Source organism: Streptomyces sp. DI166, assembly GCF_900091315.1.
Classification (GTDB): Bacteria; Actinomycetota; Actinomycetes; order Streptomycetales; family Streptomycetaceae; genus Streptomyces; species Streptomyces fuscus.
On sequence record NZ_FLSP01000015.1, the window covers coordinates 71,605 to 86,344 of the forward strand.

Below are 14,740 nucleotides of genomic sequence, written 5' to 3' on the forward strand. Positions count from 1 at the left end.
CAGTCCTCGCCCCGCCAGAGCGTCAGTCCTCGCTCCGCGGACCGCTCTCGGTCATCCCGTGCACGGCCGGGACGGTGCCGAGCCGGCCCTTCTGGAAGTCCTCGAACGCCTGCTGGAGTTCTTCGCGGGTGTTCATGACGAACGGGCCGTAGTGCGCCATCGGCTCCCGGATGGGCTGCCCGCCGAGGAGGACGACCTCCAGGTCCGGGGTGTGGGAGTCCTGCTTGTCGTCCGCGCGCACGGTGATCGAGCCGCCCGCGCCGAAGACCGCGGTCTGGCCCAGGTGGATCGGGCGCCGCTCGGCGCCGACCGCGCCCTTGCCCGCCAGGACGTAGGCGAGACCGTTGAAGTCCTCCCGCCAGGGCAGGGTGATCTCGGCGCCCGGGGCGAGGGTCGCGTGGATCATCGTGATCGGCGTGTGCGTGATGCCGGGACCGGCGTGGCCGTCCAGCTCACCGGCGATGACGCGGAGCAGCGCGCCGCCGTCGGGGGAGGTGAGCAGCTGGACGCTGCCGCCGCGAATGTCCTGGTAGCGCGGCGCCATCATCTTGTCCTTGGCCGGGAGGTTCACCCACAGCTGGAGGCCGTGGAAGAGACCGCCGGACATGACCAGCGACTCCGGCGGCGCCTCGATGTGGAGGAGGCCCGAGCCGGCCGTCATCCACTGGGTGTCGCCGTTGGTGATGGTGCCGCCGCCGCCCTGGCTGTCCTGGTGGTCGAAGATCCCGTCGATGATGTACGTGACGGTCTCGAAGCCTCGGTGCGGGTGCCACGGGGTCCCTTTCGGCTCCCCAGGCTGATAGTCCACCTCTCCCATCTGGTCCATCATGATGAACGGGTCCAGATGGCGGTAGTTGATCCCGGCGAACGCGCGGCGCACCGGGAAGCCCTCGCCCTCAAAACCGCTCGGCGCGGTCGTGACGGCGAGCACGGGACGGGCCACGGCCTCCGCGGGTGCGGCGACACGGGGCAGCGTCAGCGGGTTCTCGACGGTCACTGCAGGCATGTCGGTACCTCCTTGTGCGGCCAGTTTAGTTGAGCATTGAACTTTCTGCCACTCCTAACGGGAGGAGCCCGGAGGGCATTCCCCCCGGGCTCCCCGCGTGCGAGCCGGGGTGGCGTCAGTTGCTGAAGTACAGGTACTTCCAGGTGCCGTACGTCGTGGAGTTGACGTTGTCGCCGGACGAGCCGTTGATGTACGCCGAGCGCATACGCGCCTTGATGCCCGCCTGACCGGGGGCCTCCAAGGTCACCGCGGACTTGCCGTTGGTGCCGAGGGAGAAGTACTCCGAGCCCGCGTCGTACCACTTGCCCTGGTGGTAGACCTGGAGGTCGAAGCGCTGCTGACGGCCCGCGTAGTAGTTCATGGTCGTGGTCAGCAGCGGGTCGGTGTTCTTGTGGAACCAGTAGTACGTGGTCGAGCCGATCTTCGCCTTCTTGTAGTGCTTGGCGACGGTGGTGGACACCTTGGCCTTGGCGTACGCCGTGACCTTCACCGTCTTCGGCTTGTAGCGGGCGTCGCCCTTGAAGACGGCGGTGACGGTGGTGTCGCGCTTCATGTCGACCACGGCGGAGAGGTTGCCGCTGGAGTTGACCTTGCCGGTCTTGATCAGCTTGTTGGGCTTGTCCGAGCCGTAAGGGTTGGCCCAGATCTCGACCGTGCGGTTCTTGTACGTCGTGCCCAGGTGCGCCGTGAACTTCACGTCCGCGCCGTAGCCGTAGAGCTTGCCGTTGTTGTTCAGGCTCAGCTTGGTCGCGGCGCGGGAGACCTCGACGGTGTCGGAGGCGCTCACGGGGGCGTGCGTGGCGTCGCCCGCGTACTTCACCGTGTACTTCACCTTGCCGCCGGCCGGCGGGGTGTTGGTGAAGGAGTAGGTGCCGTCCGCCTTCACCTTGACCGCGGGCAGCGCCTTGCCGTTCGGGCTGTCCAGGTCGGTGCGGGTGACGCTGAGCTGGATGCCCTCGGGCAGCGGGACCGTCGCCGAGATCTTGCCGGTGACGGTGAGCTTCTTGTTCCGGGTCGCGGTCGACGGGGCGTTGACCTTGAGCGTCGGGACATTGAGGTTCGGGCTGGTCAGAGCCTTGAGGCTGTAGCCGCCGGTGCTGTTCGGGACCAGCGCGAAGATCCGGGAGGAGTCCGGGGCCCAGGCCAGGTCGGCGGCGGCGGTGCTGTACGTGCGCACCGGCTGGGTGGCGTTCGGGCGGTAGACGGCGACCTTGCTGCCCGTGCTCTGGGCGACCAGGCCGCTGCGGCCGATGTCGGCGCGGTGCCCGGCCGGGTAGGCGCCGGCCTTGGTGAACCTGCCGTCCGCGTACGCGTCGCGGTCGGTGCCGTTGACCAGCACCTGGTCGTTGCCCGCGACGAGGTCGATGTCGCCGATGCCGTGGTTGAGCGAGTAGTCGCCGTTGTGCCAGGCGGTCAGCTTCGCGGTGCCGTCCGACACGTCGAGGACGGCCATCGAGCCGGTGGACAGACCGGTCTCGCCGACGGCCAGCAGACCGGGCCGCAGCGGGTCGGTGTCCAGCAGCGCCTGGCCCCACATCCCGACGGAGGTGCCCTCCTTCGGGAACTGCGCCAGCGCCACCGGGGCGTCCACGTTCGCCGGGTCGACCGAGCCGAGGTCGCCGTCCCACTGGTCGCCGTAGCTGAACCAGACCTTGCCGCCCGCGTACGCGACATGCACCGGGCCGGTGTCGGTGGCGACCGGATAGCGGGCCTTGACATCGAGGGTGGCCGCGTCCAGGGCCACGATCTCGTGCGTGCCCGGGGCGGCGGCGTACAGGGTGGCGCCGTCGTCGGACAGCGCCAGGTCGGACACCCCGGACACACCGCTCACCGAGGCGAGGACGGTACCGGAGTGATTGGCGGCCAGGACGGTACCGGCCTGCCGGTCGCCGAGGAAGACCCGCTGGCCGTTGGCGACCATGCCCCCTGGCGCCTTGACCACGGCGGTGGCCGCCGACGCCGGAGCCGCGGCCACGACGCTCAGCGCGGCCGAGCCGAACAGGACCGCGAGCGCCGTCGCGGCCGATGTGCTGCGCATGCGCACAGTAATGAACCCCCACACAGGAAACCGGCCCGAGGCCGGTAGATGAGAGCGCCGCGCGGCACCCGGACGCGGACCGCGCGAAGGCGGTGGCGTGCGGGGCGCGGCTGCCTCCGGCACTCTATGGCATGGCTGTGACAATCCGGCAGGGGATATTCCGGCCCCGGGGAGCGCTGCTCCTCGTCGGGGGTTCGGTCAGCCGTACATCCTGCGCATGGCGAACTCCACCATCTGCTCGACCGCCTTGGCGTCGAAGACCATGCGGTGCTCGCCCTCCATGTCCAGGACGAAGCCGTAGCCGGTGGGCAGGAGGTCGATCACCTCGGCGCCGGTGATGACGAAGTACTTGGACTCCTTGCCCGCGTAGCGGCGCAGCTCCTTCAGCGAGGTGAACATGGGGATCACCGGCTGCTGGGTGTTGTGCAGGGCGAGGAAGCCGGGGTTGTCGCCGCGCGGGCAGTACACCTTCGACGTCGCGAAGACCTGCTGGAAGTCCTCCGCGGACATCTGCCCCGTGGTGAAGGCCCGTACCGCGTCGGCGAGCGAGGGCGGGGACGGCTCGGGGTACAGCGGTGGCTGCTGGCCGTACCCGCCGGACATGGGCTGCTGCGGCGGGGCGTAGCCGGTCTGTGCAGCGCCTCCGTCCATGGGCTGGCCGTATCCATACATGGGCGCAAGCCTAGTACCGCCGCCGCGGTGAACCGACAGCTGATTGACAAGCGATTGCCCTGGTTCTCGTGCCGCCCCGGCTCGTAGCGTCGATGTCATGCGGAGCGACCACGCCGACGGACCCGACGAGCACGACCGCGGGCTCTCCCACGACCTCCCCGTTCTCGCCCGCCGCCGGATGATCCGGCTGATGGCGGGCGCGGGGCTGATTCCGCTGGTGGGCTGCACCTCCGAGGCCTCCGAGACCTCCGGGAAGGCGGCGGGCGGCGCGGCCTCGGCGGCGGCGGAGGAGTGCGCGGCCATCCCCGAGGAGACCGCCGGTCCCTTCCCCGGCGACGGGTCCAACGGCGTCAACGTGCTCAAGGAGAGCGGAGTCGTCCGCTCCGACATCCGCTCCAGCTTCGGCGACTCCGCGGGCGGCACCGCCGAGGGCGTCCCGCTGACCGTGACGCTCACCGTCGTCGACGCGGCCGGTGACTGCGGTACGCCCAGGGAGGGCGCCGCGGTCTACGTCTGGCACTGCGACCGGGAGGGCGACTACTCGCTGTACTCGGAGGGTGCCACCGAGGAGAACTGGCTGCGGGGCGTGCAGGAGACCGACGCGAAGGGGCAGGTCACCTTCACGACCGTGTTCCCCGGCTGCTACCCGGGCCGCTGGCCGCACATCCACTTCGAGGTCTACGGCAGCCTGGCCGACGCCACGGCGGCCACCGGGATCACCAGCACCTCCCAGCTCGCGTTCCCCCGGGATGTGTGCGAAAGGGTGTACAAAACGGACGGCTACCGCGAGAGTGGTGTCCATCTCCGCTCACTCTCGATCGAGACGGACACCGTGTTCAGCGACGGCCATGACCGGCAACTCGCGACCGTGGAGGGCAGCCCACAGGCCGGATTCACGGCCGCGCTGGTGGTTCCGGTGTGACCCGTCACAGATGAGCGGATCGGGGTTGCGGCTTATTACTGGCGGGTAGCATCATCGTAGCTACTTGTTGGTACGTGAACTAGCGCGAGGATCCAGTGCCTCGCCGATTCTCTCTACGGAGCCGTCGCCATGGGGCACTACAAGTCGAATCTGCGGGACATCGAGTTCAACCTCTTCGAGGTGCTCGGTCGCGACAAGCTGTACGGCACCGGGCCCTTCGCCGAGATGGACACGGACACCGCCAAGAGCATCCTTGAGGAGATGACCCGCCTCGCGGAGAACGACCTCGCGGAGTCCTTCGCCGACGCCGACCGCAACCCGCCGGTCTTCGACCCGGAGACCAACACCGCGCCGGTCCCCGCGTCCTTCAAGAAGAGCTACAAGGCGTTCATGGAGTCCGAGTACTGGCGGCTCGGCCTCCCGGAGGCGATCGGCGGCACCACCGCTCCCCCGTCCCTGATCTGGTCGTACGCCGAGCTGATCCTGGGCGCCAACCCGGCCGTGTGGATGTACTCCTCCGGCCCGGCCTTCGCCGGGATCCTCTACGACGAGGGCAACGACGTACAGAAGAAGATCGCCCAGATCGCCGTGGAGCGGACCTGGGGCTCCACCATGGTGCTGACCGAGCCCGACGCGGGCTCCGACGTCGGCGCCGGGCGCACCAAGGCGGTCCCGCAGGAGGACGGCTCCTGGCACATCGAGGGCGTGAAGCGCTTCATCACCTCCGGTGAGCACGACATGGAGGAGAACATCCTCCACTACGTCCTCGCCCGCCCCGAGGGCGCCGGCCCCGGCACCAAGGGCCTGTCCCTCTTCCTCGTCCCGAAGTACCTCTTCGACTTCGAGACCGGCGAGCTGGGCGAGCGCAACGGCGTCTACGCCACGAACGTCGAGCACAAGATGGGCCTGAAGGCCTCCAACACCTGCGAGATGACCTTCGGCGACCGGCACCCCGCCAAGGGCTGGCTGATCGGCGACAAGCACGACGGCATCCGCCAGATGTTCCGCATCATCGAGTTCGCCCGCATGATGGTCGGCACGAAGGCGATCTCCACGCTGTCCACCGGCTACCTCAACGCGCTGGAGTACGCCAAGGAGCGCGTCCAGGGTCCGGACCTGGCGAACTTCATGGACAAGACCGCGCCCAAGGTCACCATCACCCACCACCCCGACGTGCGCCGCTCGCTGATGACGCAGAAGGCGTACGCGGAGGGCATGCGCGCCCTGGTGCTCTACACGGCCTCGATCCAGGACGCCATCGCCGTCAAGGAGGCCGCGGGCGAGGACGCCAAGGCCGAGCACGCGCTGAACGACCTGCTCCTGCCGATCGTCAAGGGCTACGGCTCCGAGAAGGGCTACGAGCAGCTCGCCCAGTCGCTGCAGACCTTCGGCGGCTCCGGCTTCCTCCAGGAGTACCCGATCGAGCAGTACATCCGGGACTCCAAGATCGACACCCTGTACGAGGGCACCACCGCCATCCAGGGCCAGGACTTCTTCTTCCGGAAGATCGTCCGCAACCAGGGCGCGGCGCTGAACTCCCTCGCCGAGGACATCAAGAAGTTCCTGGCGCTCGGCACCGGCGGCGAGGAGCTGGCCGGCGCCCGTGAGCACCTGGCCAAGGCCGCCGTCGAGCTGGAGGCCATCGTCGGCCTGATGCTGACCGACCTCGCCGCCACCGAGCAGGACGTCAAGAACATCTACAAGGTCGGTCTGAACACCACCCGCCTGCTGATGGCCTCCGGTGACGTGGTCGTCGGCTACCTGCTGCTGAAGGGCGCCGCGGTCGCGGCGGAGAAGCTGGAGACGGCCTCCGCCAAGGACAAGGCGTTCTACACCGGCAAGATCGCGGCGGCGAAGTTCTTCGCGGCCAACGTCCTGCCCGGTGTCACCGGCGCGCGCAAGCTCGCCCAGAACGTCGAGCTGGACCTGATGGAGCTGGACGAAGCCGCCTTCTAGGACAACTCCCCTTTCCCACCAGGGCCCGCCCTCCACATGAACGGGGGGCGGGCCCTGTTACGTCGTTAAGGTGAACCCCATGAGCGAACCCTCACGCTTCGACCGCGGTCACACCGACGACCTCATGACCTTCCTCGCGGCCAGTCCGTCGCCGTACCACGCCGTGGCGAACACCGCCGAGCGGCTGGAGAAGGCCGGGTTCCGGCAGGTCGCCGAGACGGACGCCTGGGACGCGTCGAGCGGCGGCAAGTACGTCGTCCGCGGCGGCGCGGTCATCGCCTGGTACGTCCCCGAGGGCGCGGCCCCCCACACCCCGTTCCGCATCATCGGCGCGCACACCGACTCCCCCAATCTGCGTGTCAAGCCGCTGCCCGACTCCGGCGCCCACGGCTGGCGCCAGGTGGCCGTGGAGATCTACGGCGGCCCCCTGCTCAACTCCTGGCTCGACCGCGACCTCGGCCTCGCCGGCCGGCTCACCCTGCGCGACGGCTCCACCCGCCTCGTGAACATCGACCGCCCCCTGCTGCGGGTCCCCCAGCTCGCCATCCATCTGGACCGCGCGGTCGCCTCCGAGGGCCTCAAGCTCGACAAGCAGCGCCATCTGCAGCCCGTGTGGGGGCTCGGTGACGATGTGCGCGACGGCGACCTGATCGCCTTCCTGGAGGACGAGAACGGGCTCAAGCGGGGCGAGGCCACCGGCTGGGACCTCATGGTGCACTCCGTGGAACCGCCCGCCTACCTCGGCCGCGACCGGGAACTGGTGGCCGGGCCGCGCATGGACAACCTGCTGTCGGTGCACGCGGCCACCGCCGCCCTGGCCGCCGTGTCCACCGGCGGGGACCTGCCGTACATCCCGGTGCTGGCCGCGTTCGACCACGAGGAGAACGGCTCGCAGTCCGACACCGGCGCCGACGGCCCGCTGCTCGGCGGCGTGCTGGAGCGCTCGGTGTTCGCCCGCGGCGGCTCCTACGAGGACCGGGCCCGCGCCTTCGCCGGGACCGTGTGCCTGTCCTCGGACACCGGGCACGCCGTCCACCCCAACTACGCCGAGCGGCACGACCCCACCCACCACCCGCGCGTCAACGGCGGCCCCATCCTCAAGGTCAACGTCAACAACCGCTACGCCACGGACGGTTCGGGCCGCTCCGTGTTCGCCGCGGCCAGCGAGCGGGCGGGCGTGCCGTTCCAGTTCTTCGTCTCCAACAACGCGATGCCCTGCGGCACCACCATCGGTCCGATCACCGCGGCCCGGCACGGCATCCGCACGGTCGACATCGGGGTCGCCATCCTCTCCATGCACAGCGCCCGCGAACTGTGCGGCGCCGACGACCCGTTCCTGCTGGCGAACGTGCTGACCGCGTTCCTGGAGGGGTAACCGGGGGCGAGGGGGGTACCCGCCCGCGACCGGAACCACGGGACAGGGAGGCGAGACCTCATGGGCCTCGGCGGGTGCATCATCCTCATCGGCGTGGGAGCCATCCTCACGTTCGCGACCGACTGGGACATGGAGGGCGTCAACCTCGACCTGGTCGGCGTCATCCTCATGATCGTCGGACTGATCGGCGTCACCACCTTCAGCAGCATCGCCCGGCGCAGGCGAGTGGTGGTGCCGCCGACCACGCCGGTGGTCGAGGAGGACCCGAACCGCCCCGGCTACCGCGACGGGTACGGCGGCTGACCGGGCGCCAGGGTCAGCGGCAGCCGTGCCGGTCCGTCCACGGTCACAGCGCCTGACCGGGCGCCAGGGTCAGCTCCAGCCGTGCCGGTCCGTCCGGCGCGGTCCGCACCGGCACGTCCCAGTCCCGCCGGTGGAGGTGGCAGGCCGGGTACGGGACCTCCGTGTCGTCGTCACAGGCCGCCGCCGTCGCCGAGATGTGCAGGACGCCCTCCCCGACCGCCGGGTCGAGCCGCAGGGTGCGCGACAGCGCCGGGTCCGCGCCCCCGCCCGACAGCAGCAGTCCGGGCGGGGTGGCGTCGACCAGCAGGCGGGTGGCGGGACCGTAGCGGGTGTCCGGCTTCTGGCCGGGCGGGGCCTCGAAGGCCACCTCCAGGCGCACCTCCCCGGCCGCGACCTCGGTGACCTCGACGGCGGCGGGCGGCGGCCCGAGCGTCTCCTCGGGCAGCCGCAGCCGGGTCAGCCGGTGCCGCGCGGACTCCACGACCACGATGTCGTCCCCGGCGAGCACGGCGCCGCTCGGCTCCCGGAGGTCGGTGGCGAGGGTGGTCAGCTCGCCGGTGCGCGGGTCGTAGCGGCGCAGGGCGTGGTTGTAGGTGTCGCTGACGGCGACCGATCCGTCGGGGAGCGCGGTGACACCCAACGGGTGCTGGAGCAGCGCCTGTCCGGCCGCGCCGTCGCGGTGCCCGAAGTCGAACAGACCGGTGCCGACGGCGGTGCGCACCACACCGTCCGGGTCCGCCCAGCGCAGGGCGGAGGTCTCGGCGTCGGCGATCCAGAGCCGGTCGGGGGTGGCGGCGAGCCCGGAGGGCTGCGCGAACCAGGCCTCGGCGGCCGGGCCGTCGACCAGCCCCTCGTTGCCGGTCCCGGCGGCGACGGCGACCGTCCCGGCCCGCGGATCGTAGACCCAGAGCTGGTGGATGCCCGCCATGGCGATCCACACCCTGTCCCGCCACCAGGCCACGTCCCAGGGCGAGGAGAGGCCGACCTCCCGCGCGGGGCCGTCGGTCCGGTCCCCCCACCGCCACGGTGACCCCGTACCGGCGAGGGTGGTCGTCCGCCCCGACCGCGGGTCCAGGCGCCGGAGCGCGTGATTGACCGTGTCGGCGACGACGACCGTCCCGTCCGGCAGCAGGGCGAGCCCCTGCGGCTCGCTGAACAGCGCCCGCGCCGCGTCGCCGTCCTCAAGACCCCGCCGGTCCCGCTGCCCGATCCGCCGTACGACGCTCTCCCCGTCCGCGGCCAGCTCCACCAGCTGATGCCGGGCCGTGTCGCTGACCAGGAAGTTCCCGGACGGCAGGACCAGCGCTTTCCCCGGGAACCGCAGCACCGTCGGCTCCGGCGCCGGCGCCACGTAGGGCCGCTGCCCGCGCCGCAGCGTCCCCTTGGCCGCGTGCTCGCGCTCCAGCTCCGTCACCAGACGCTCGATCGCGCGCACATGCCCCTCGCCGGAGTACTGCGCCACGACGTACCCCTCGGGGTCGATCACGACCAGCGTCGGCCAGGCCCGTACCGCGTACTGCTTCCAGGTCACCAGCTCCGGGTCGTCCAGCACGGGGTGCGCCACCCCGTACCGCTCCACCGCGTCCACCACGGCCCCGTGCTCGCCCTCGTGGGCGAACTTCGGCGAGTGCACCCCGACCACCACGACCGTGTCCGGGTGCCGCTCCTCCAGGTACCGCAGCTCGTCGATGACGTGCAGACAGTTCACACAGCAGAACGTCCAGAACTCCAGGACGACGATCCGCCCCCGCAGCTCCGCCAGCCGGTACGGCCGCCCGCCCGTGTTCACCCAGCCGCCCCGGCCGGCCAGCTCCGGGGCGCGGACGCGGGCATGTCGGCGGGGCGCGGCATCACTCATACGGCAAGGGTGCCACCGGCGGTCGCCTCGGGGATCAGCCCGTCGGGCTACCGGCGGCGTCGCGGAGCGCGGGGCGGGGAACGCCTGGTGCCATGAGATTCCTCGTACGCGACCGGCTGCTCGGCTTCGGCGACGACTACTGGATCGAGGACGACCAGGGCGACAAGGTCTTCCTCGTCGACGGCAAGGCCATGCGGCTGCGGGACACCTTCGAGCTGAAGGACCGGCAGGGGCGGGTGCTGATCGACATCCGGCAGAAGATGTTCGCGCTGCGCGACACCATGCTCATCGAGCGCGGCGACGAGCCGCTGGCCACCGTCCGCCGCAAACGCCTGTCCCTGCTCCGCAACCACTACCGGGTCTCGCTCGCCGACGGCAGCACCGTGCTGGACGTCAGCGGCAGGATCCTCGACCGGGAGTTCGCCGTCGAGTACGAGGGCGAACTGCTCGCCGTGGTGTCACGGCGCTGGCTGCGCGTGCGGGAGACCTACGGCGTGGACGTCGTACGCGAGGACGCGGACGCGGCGCTGCTGATCGCGGTGGCGGTGTGTGTGATCCACCTGGCGGAGAAGGAGCGGGAGGAGCGGTGACACCCCGCCACAGGGAGGAGCGATGACACCCCGCCACAGGAAGAAGCGGTGACACCCCGTCACAGGGCGCGCAGGACCCGGTCCTTCAGGGCCGGGAACTGTTCCCTCGTCGCCGCGACCCTCGCCGGATCGAACTCCACGGTGAGGACCTCCTCGCCCGGGCCCGCCTCGGCGAGCACCTCGCCCCACGGATCCACCACGATCGAGTGACCCGCCTGCGGAACCCCCGCGTGCGTCCCGGACGTTCCACACGCGAGCACGAACGCCTGGTTCTCCACCGCCCGCGCCTGGGCCAGCAGCGTCCAGTGCGCCCGGCGGCGCTCCGGCCAGCCCGCCGACACCACCAGCGTCTCGGCGCCGGCGTCGACGAGGCCGCGGAAGAGTTCGGGGAAACGGAGGTCGTAACAGGTGGCCACGCCCAGGGTGGTGGCGGGCAGCCGGACCGTCACCAGCTCGTTCCCGGCGCCCATCAGCACCGCCTCGCCCTTGTCGAAGCCGAAGCGGTGGATCTTGCGGTAGGCGGCGGCCAGTTCACCGGAAGGAGCGAAGGTCAGGGAGGTGTTGTAGAGCGGCCCCTCGGGGTCCCGCTCGGGGATCGAGCCGGCGTGCAGCCAGACGCCCGCGTCGCTCGCGGCCTTCGCCATGGCCTCGTAGGTGGGCCCCTCCAGCGGCTCGGCCTCGGTGCCGAACAGCTCGTAGGAGAAGGCGCCGGTGGTCCACAGCTCGGGCAGGACGACCAGATCGGCGCCGGTCTGCTCACGGACGAGGGAGGCCGCCCGCACCCGACGCGATTCGACCGATTCGCCCTCGTCCACGGCGATCTGGAGCAAAGAGGCGCGCACGCTACCACCGTCCTGGCATTCGACCCGTCCACACAGGCCTACGATCGTCACACGAAAGCACTGCCGGGGTGCCTCTCAGCAGCGTAACTTAACGTCTCAAGACGCCCGCCGACAGCCACCTCCCACTGGCATCGCCGCCATCACCTGCCCGTGTACCGACCGCCGAGGGGTCCCGTTCCGTGAGTCTGCATCCCACCCTCCAGCCCTACGCCGACGCCTGGACGCACTCCATCGAAGCGATATCCGAGCTGGTGCAGCCGCTTGTGGAGGGCGAGTGGAACCGGCGCACGCCGTGCCCCGGCTGGTCGGTGCGCGACGTGGTCTCCCATGTCATCGGCCTGGACTGCGAGATGCTCGGCGACCCGCGGCCCATCCACACCCTGCCGCGCGACCTCTTCCACGTCACCAACGAGGCCCAGCGCTACACGGAGATGCAGGTCGACGTCCGCCGCCACCACACGGCGCCGGAGATGACCGCGGAGCTTGAGTACACGGTCATCCGCCGCAACCGCCAGCTGCGCAACGAGTCCCGGGACCCGGGGACGAAGGTGCGCGGTCCGATGGGCCGCGAGATCACCCTTGAGGACTACATGCGCAAGCACGCCTTCGACGTGTGGGTGCACGAGCAGGACCTGCGCACCGCGCTCGGCAAGCCCGGCAACCTCGACTCGCCGGGCGCGCTGGTCGCCCGGGACGTGCTGCTCGCCGCGCTGCCCGACGTGGTCGCCAAGAAGGCGGACGCGCCCCGGAGTTCGGCGATCGTGTTCGACGTGCACGGCCCCGTGGAGTTCCTGCGCACCATCCGCGTCGACATCCAGGGCCGCGGCACGCTGGAGACGGCGCCCGCGCTGGGCCCGGCGGCTTCGCTGACGCTGGACTGGGAGACGTATGTGCGGCTCGCCTGCGGCCGGGTCACCCCGGAGGCCGTCTCGGACCGGCTGAAGACCGAGGGCGACACCATGCTGACGCAGGCGATCCTGCGGAACTTCACCGTCACCGAGTAGCCCTCGGGGGCTACACCGGGACGTGCACCGTCTCCACCCGGCTCGCCACCAGCCGTTCCCGCTCCCGCCTGGCCGCCCGTCCGCGCAGCCGCAGGATCTGGCTGACCCCGAGCGCCTGGAGGACGAACACCGCCGAGAAGGCGACCGCGTAGTCGTCCCCGGTGGCGTCGAGGAGGACGCCGATCGCGAACAGGGTCGTCATGGAGGCGACGAAGCCGCCCATGTTGGTGATGCCGGAGGCGGTGCCCTGCCGCTCCGGCGGGTTGGCCGGGCGGGCGAAGTCGAAGCCGAGCATGGAGGCGGGGCCGCAGGCGCCGAGCACCACGCAGAGCACGATCAGCAGCCACATGGGGGCGTGGTCGCCCGGGTAGCCGAGGGTGGCCGCCCACAGCAGCGCGGTCGCGCCGACCGTGCCGAGCGCCAGCGGCAGCCGGGCCCCGTGGTGCCGGGCCACGAGCTGGCCGTAGACCAGGCCGAACGCCATGTTCGACAGCACGACCAGGGTGAGCAGTTCACCGGCGGTGGCCCGGGACAGGCCCTGGGCCTCGACCAGGAAGGGCAGTCCCCACAGCAGCAGGAACACCATCGCCGGGAACTGGGTGGTGAAGTGCACCCACAGGCCGAGCCGGGTGCCCGGCTCCCGCCAGGCGGCGGCGATCTGGCGGCGGACGTAGGCGGCGCCGTGGTGCGGGACGGGCTGCGGTTCGTGGCCCTCGGGGTGGTCCTTGAGGAAGAGCACCAGCAGGACCAGGACGACCGCTCCGGCCGCGGCGCTGCCCGCGAACGCGGCCTCCCAGCCGACGCCGTGCAGCAGCCGGGACAGCACCAGCGTGGAGACCAGGTTCCCGGCCATTCCGGCGAGCCCCGCGAGCTGGGCGATCAGCGGTCCGCGCCGGGCCGGGAACCAGCGGGTGCCCAGCCGCAGCACGCTGATGAACGTCATCGCGTCCCCACAGCCGAGCAGCGCCCGCGAGGCGAGCGCCATGCCGTACGTCGGGGAGAACGCGAAGCCGAGCTGTCCCGCGGTGAACAGCACGACGCCGATGGTGAGCACCTTCTTGGTACCGAGCCGGTCCACCAGCAGGCCGACGGGTATCTGCATGCCCGCGTAGACCAGGAGCTGGAGGATGGAGAAGGTGGACAGGGCGGAGGCGTTGACGTGGAAGCGGTCGGCGGCGTCGAGTCCGGCGACGCCGAGCGAGGTGCGGAAGATGACGGCGACGAAGTAGACCGAGACGCCGATGCCCCAGATCGCGTAGGCCCGCCGGCCGCCCGGGGGGTCGCCCGGGAGCGCTGCCGTCATCGGACCTCACCCCGGGCCAGGTGGGAGAACCAGCCGACGTGCCGGTGGACGAGGGCGACCGCCCGCTCGGCGTCACCGGCGCGCAGGGCCTGGAGGATCTCCTCGTGCTCGGTGAGGGTCTTGGCGATCCGGTCGGGGTGGGAGTGCATGATCGCCACGCCCATCCTGAGTTGGCGGTCGCGGAGCTGGTCGTAGAGGCGGGAGAGGATCTCGTTGCCGCCGCTGCGGACGATCTCGGCGTGGAAGCAGCGGTCGGTGACGGCGGCCGCGGCCAGGTCACCGGCGGCGGCCTCGGCCTTCTGCCGGGCGAGCAGCTCCTCCAGGCGCTCGATCAGCCCGGCGGGGGCGGGCACGGCCTTGCGGGCCGCGTGCTCCTCGACCAGCAGCCGGGTCTCCACCACGTCGGCGATCTCCTGCGCGGACACCGGCAGGACCAGGGCGCCCTTCTTCGGGTACAGCCTGATCAGCCCCTCCACCTCAAGACGCAGCAGCGCCTCGCGCACCGGGGTGCGGGAGACGCCGGTGGCCTCGGCCAGCTCGCCCTCGGTGAGGAGGGTGCCGCCCTCGTAACGGCGGTCCAGGACGCCCTGTTTGACGTGGGCGTAGACACGGTCGGCGGCGGGCGGCTGCTTGACGGGGGCAGGGGTCCCGGCGGTGGGAGCGGACGGGGCTGACGGCATGCGCACATCTTAGATACAACACGTACGCAAGTGGGATCCGCGTCCATCATGCGGACCCGGCGAACCCGTGCGCGAAGATCGCGAAAATTCCCTGCCCGTCCGCGCAACCATCCACGGCTCTCGTGTGTCACACACATGCGGCCTTAGCTCCGTGCCCGCCAACTCGGCCGCGTTTATGGGGCATTCAACAG

General features: G+C 70.9%; 13 protein-coding genes. 6 read left to right on the forward strand and 7 right to left on the reverse strand.

From position 1 onward, the window contains the following. Positions 1-22 precede the first annotated feature (22 nt). The 3 genes from GA0115233_RS10315 to GA0115233_RS10325 all read right to left on the reverse strand — a co-directional run bounded on the left by GA0115233_RS10315 (position 23) and on the right by GA0115233_RS10325 (position 3,716). Positions 23-1,006 (reverse strand): pirin family protein, encoded by a 984-nt coding sequence (locus tag GA0115233_RS10315; RefSeq protein ID WP_093719845.1) that lies wholly within the window; start codon positions 1,004-1,006, stop codon positions 23-25. A 115-nt stretch (positions 1,007-1,121) separates the two neighbouring features. Then, entirely contained in the window at positions 1,122-3,044 is a 1,923-nt protein-coding gene (locus GA0115233_RS10320) for a YncE family protein (protein ID WP_093719846.1), read from the reverse strand. A 198-nt stretch (positions 3,045-3,242) separates the two neighbouring features. Next, positions 3,243-3,716 carry an SseB family protein gene (locus GA0115233_RS10325; protein WP_093719847.1) on the reverse strand — a complete coding sequence of 158 codons (474 nt, stop codon included), beginning with the start codon at positions 3,714-3,716 and terminating at the stop codon, positions 3,243-3,245. A 97-nt stretch (positions 3,717-3,813) separates the two neighbouring features. Between GA0115233_RS10325 and GA0115233_RS10330 the strand changes: the two genes are divergently transcribed. The 4 genes from GA0115233_RS10330 (at position 3,814) to GA0115233_RS10345 (ending at position 8,272) form a co-directional block, all read left to right on the forward strand. Then, entirely contained in the window at positions 3,814-4,638 is an 825-nt protein-coding gene (locus GA0115233_RS10330) for an intradiol ring-cleavage dioxygenase (protein WP_093719848.1), read from the forward strand. Positions 4,639-4,767: 129 nt separating this feature from the next. Continuing rightward, positions 4,768-6,594, forward strand: a complete 1,827-nt coding sequence (locus GA0115233_RS10335) for an acyl-CoA dehydrogenase (protein WP_093719849.1) — start codon at positions 4,768-4,770, stop codon at positions 6,592-6,594. Positions 6,595-6,673: 79 nt separating this feature from the next. Then, on the forward strand, positions 6,674-7,969 hold the full coding sequence (locus GA0115233_RS10340) for a M18 family aminopeptidase (protein WP_093719850.1): 1,296 nt from the start codon (positions 6,674-6,676) through the stop codon (positions 7,967-7,969). 60 nt (positions 7,970-8,029) lie between these two features. Next, entirely contained in the window at positions 8,030-8,272 is a 243-nt protein-coding gene (locus GA0115233_RS10345; protein WP_093719851.1) for a DUF6458 family protein, read from the forward strand. Between the two features lie 43 nt (positions 8,273-8,315). On the opposite strand, the gene GA0115233_RS10350 is transcribed toward GA0115233_RS10345, so the two are convergent. Then, entirely contained in the window at positions 8,316-10,130 is a 1,815-nt protein-coding gene (locus GA0115233_RS10350; protein ID WP_093719852.1) for an NHL domain-containing thioredoxin family protein, read from the reverse strand. Between the two features lie 92 nt (positions 10,131-10,222). Between GA0115233_RS10350 and GA0115233_RS10355 the strand changes: the two genes are divergently transcribed. Further along, positions 10,223-10,720, forward strand: a complete 498-nt coding sequence (locus tag GA0115233_RS10355) for an LURP-one-related/scramblase family protein (RefSeq protein ID WP_093719853.1) — start codon at positions 10,223-10,225, stop codon at positions 10,718-10,720. A gap of 59 nt (positions 10,721-10,779) precedes the next feature. Here the strand turns inward: GA0115233_RS10355 and GA0115233_RS10360 are convergent, their stop codons facing one another. Further along, positions 10,780-11,562, reverse strand: coding sequence for a carbon-nitrogen family hydrolase (locus tag GA0115233_RS10360; protein ID WP_093719854.1), 783 nt, complete (start codon positions 11,560-11,562; stop codon positions 10,780-10,782). Between the two features lie 179 nt (positions 11,563-11,741). Between GA0115233_RS10360 and GA0115233_RS10365 the strand changes: the two genes are divergently transcribed. After that, positions 11,742-12,566 (forward strand): maleylpyruvate isomerase family mycothiol-dependent enzyme, encoded by an 825-nt coding sequence (locus GA0115233_RS10365; protein ID WP_093719855.1) that lies wholly within the window; start codon positions 11,742-11,744, stop codon positions 12,564-12,566. 10 nt (positions 12,567-12,576) lie between these two features. Here the strand turns inward: GA0115233_RS10365 and GA0115233_RS10370 are convergent, their stop codons facing one another. Both GA0115233_RS10370 and GA0115233_RS10375 read right to left on the reverse strand, forming a co-directional pair. After that, complete coding sequence (locus GA0115233_RS10370; protein ID WP_093719856.1) at positions 12,577-13,869, reverse strand: MFS transporter; 1,293 nt, start codon at positions 13,867-13,869, stop codon at positions 12,577-12,579. Then, complete coding sequence (locus GA0115233_RS10375; RefSeq protein ID WP_093719857.1) at positions 13,866-14,549, reverse strand: GntR family transcriptional regulator; 684 nt, start codon at positions 14,547-14,549, stop codon at positions 13,866-13,868. The genes GA0115233_RS10370 and GA0115233_RS10375 overlap by 4 nt, the downstream gene beginning before the upstream one ends. Positions 14,550-14,740: the final 191 nt, after the last annotated feature.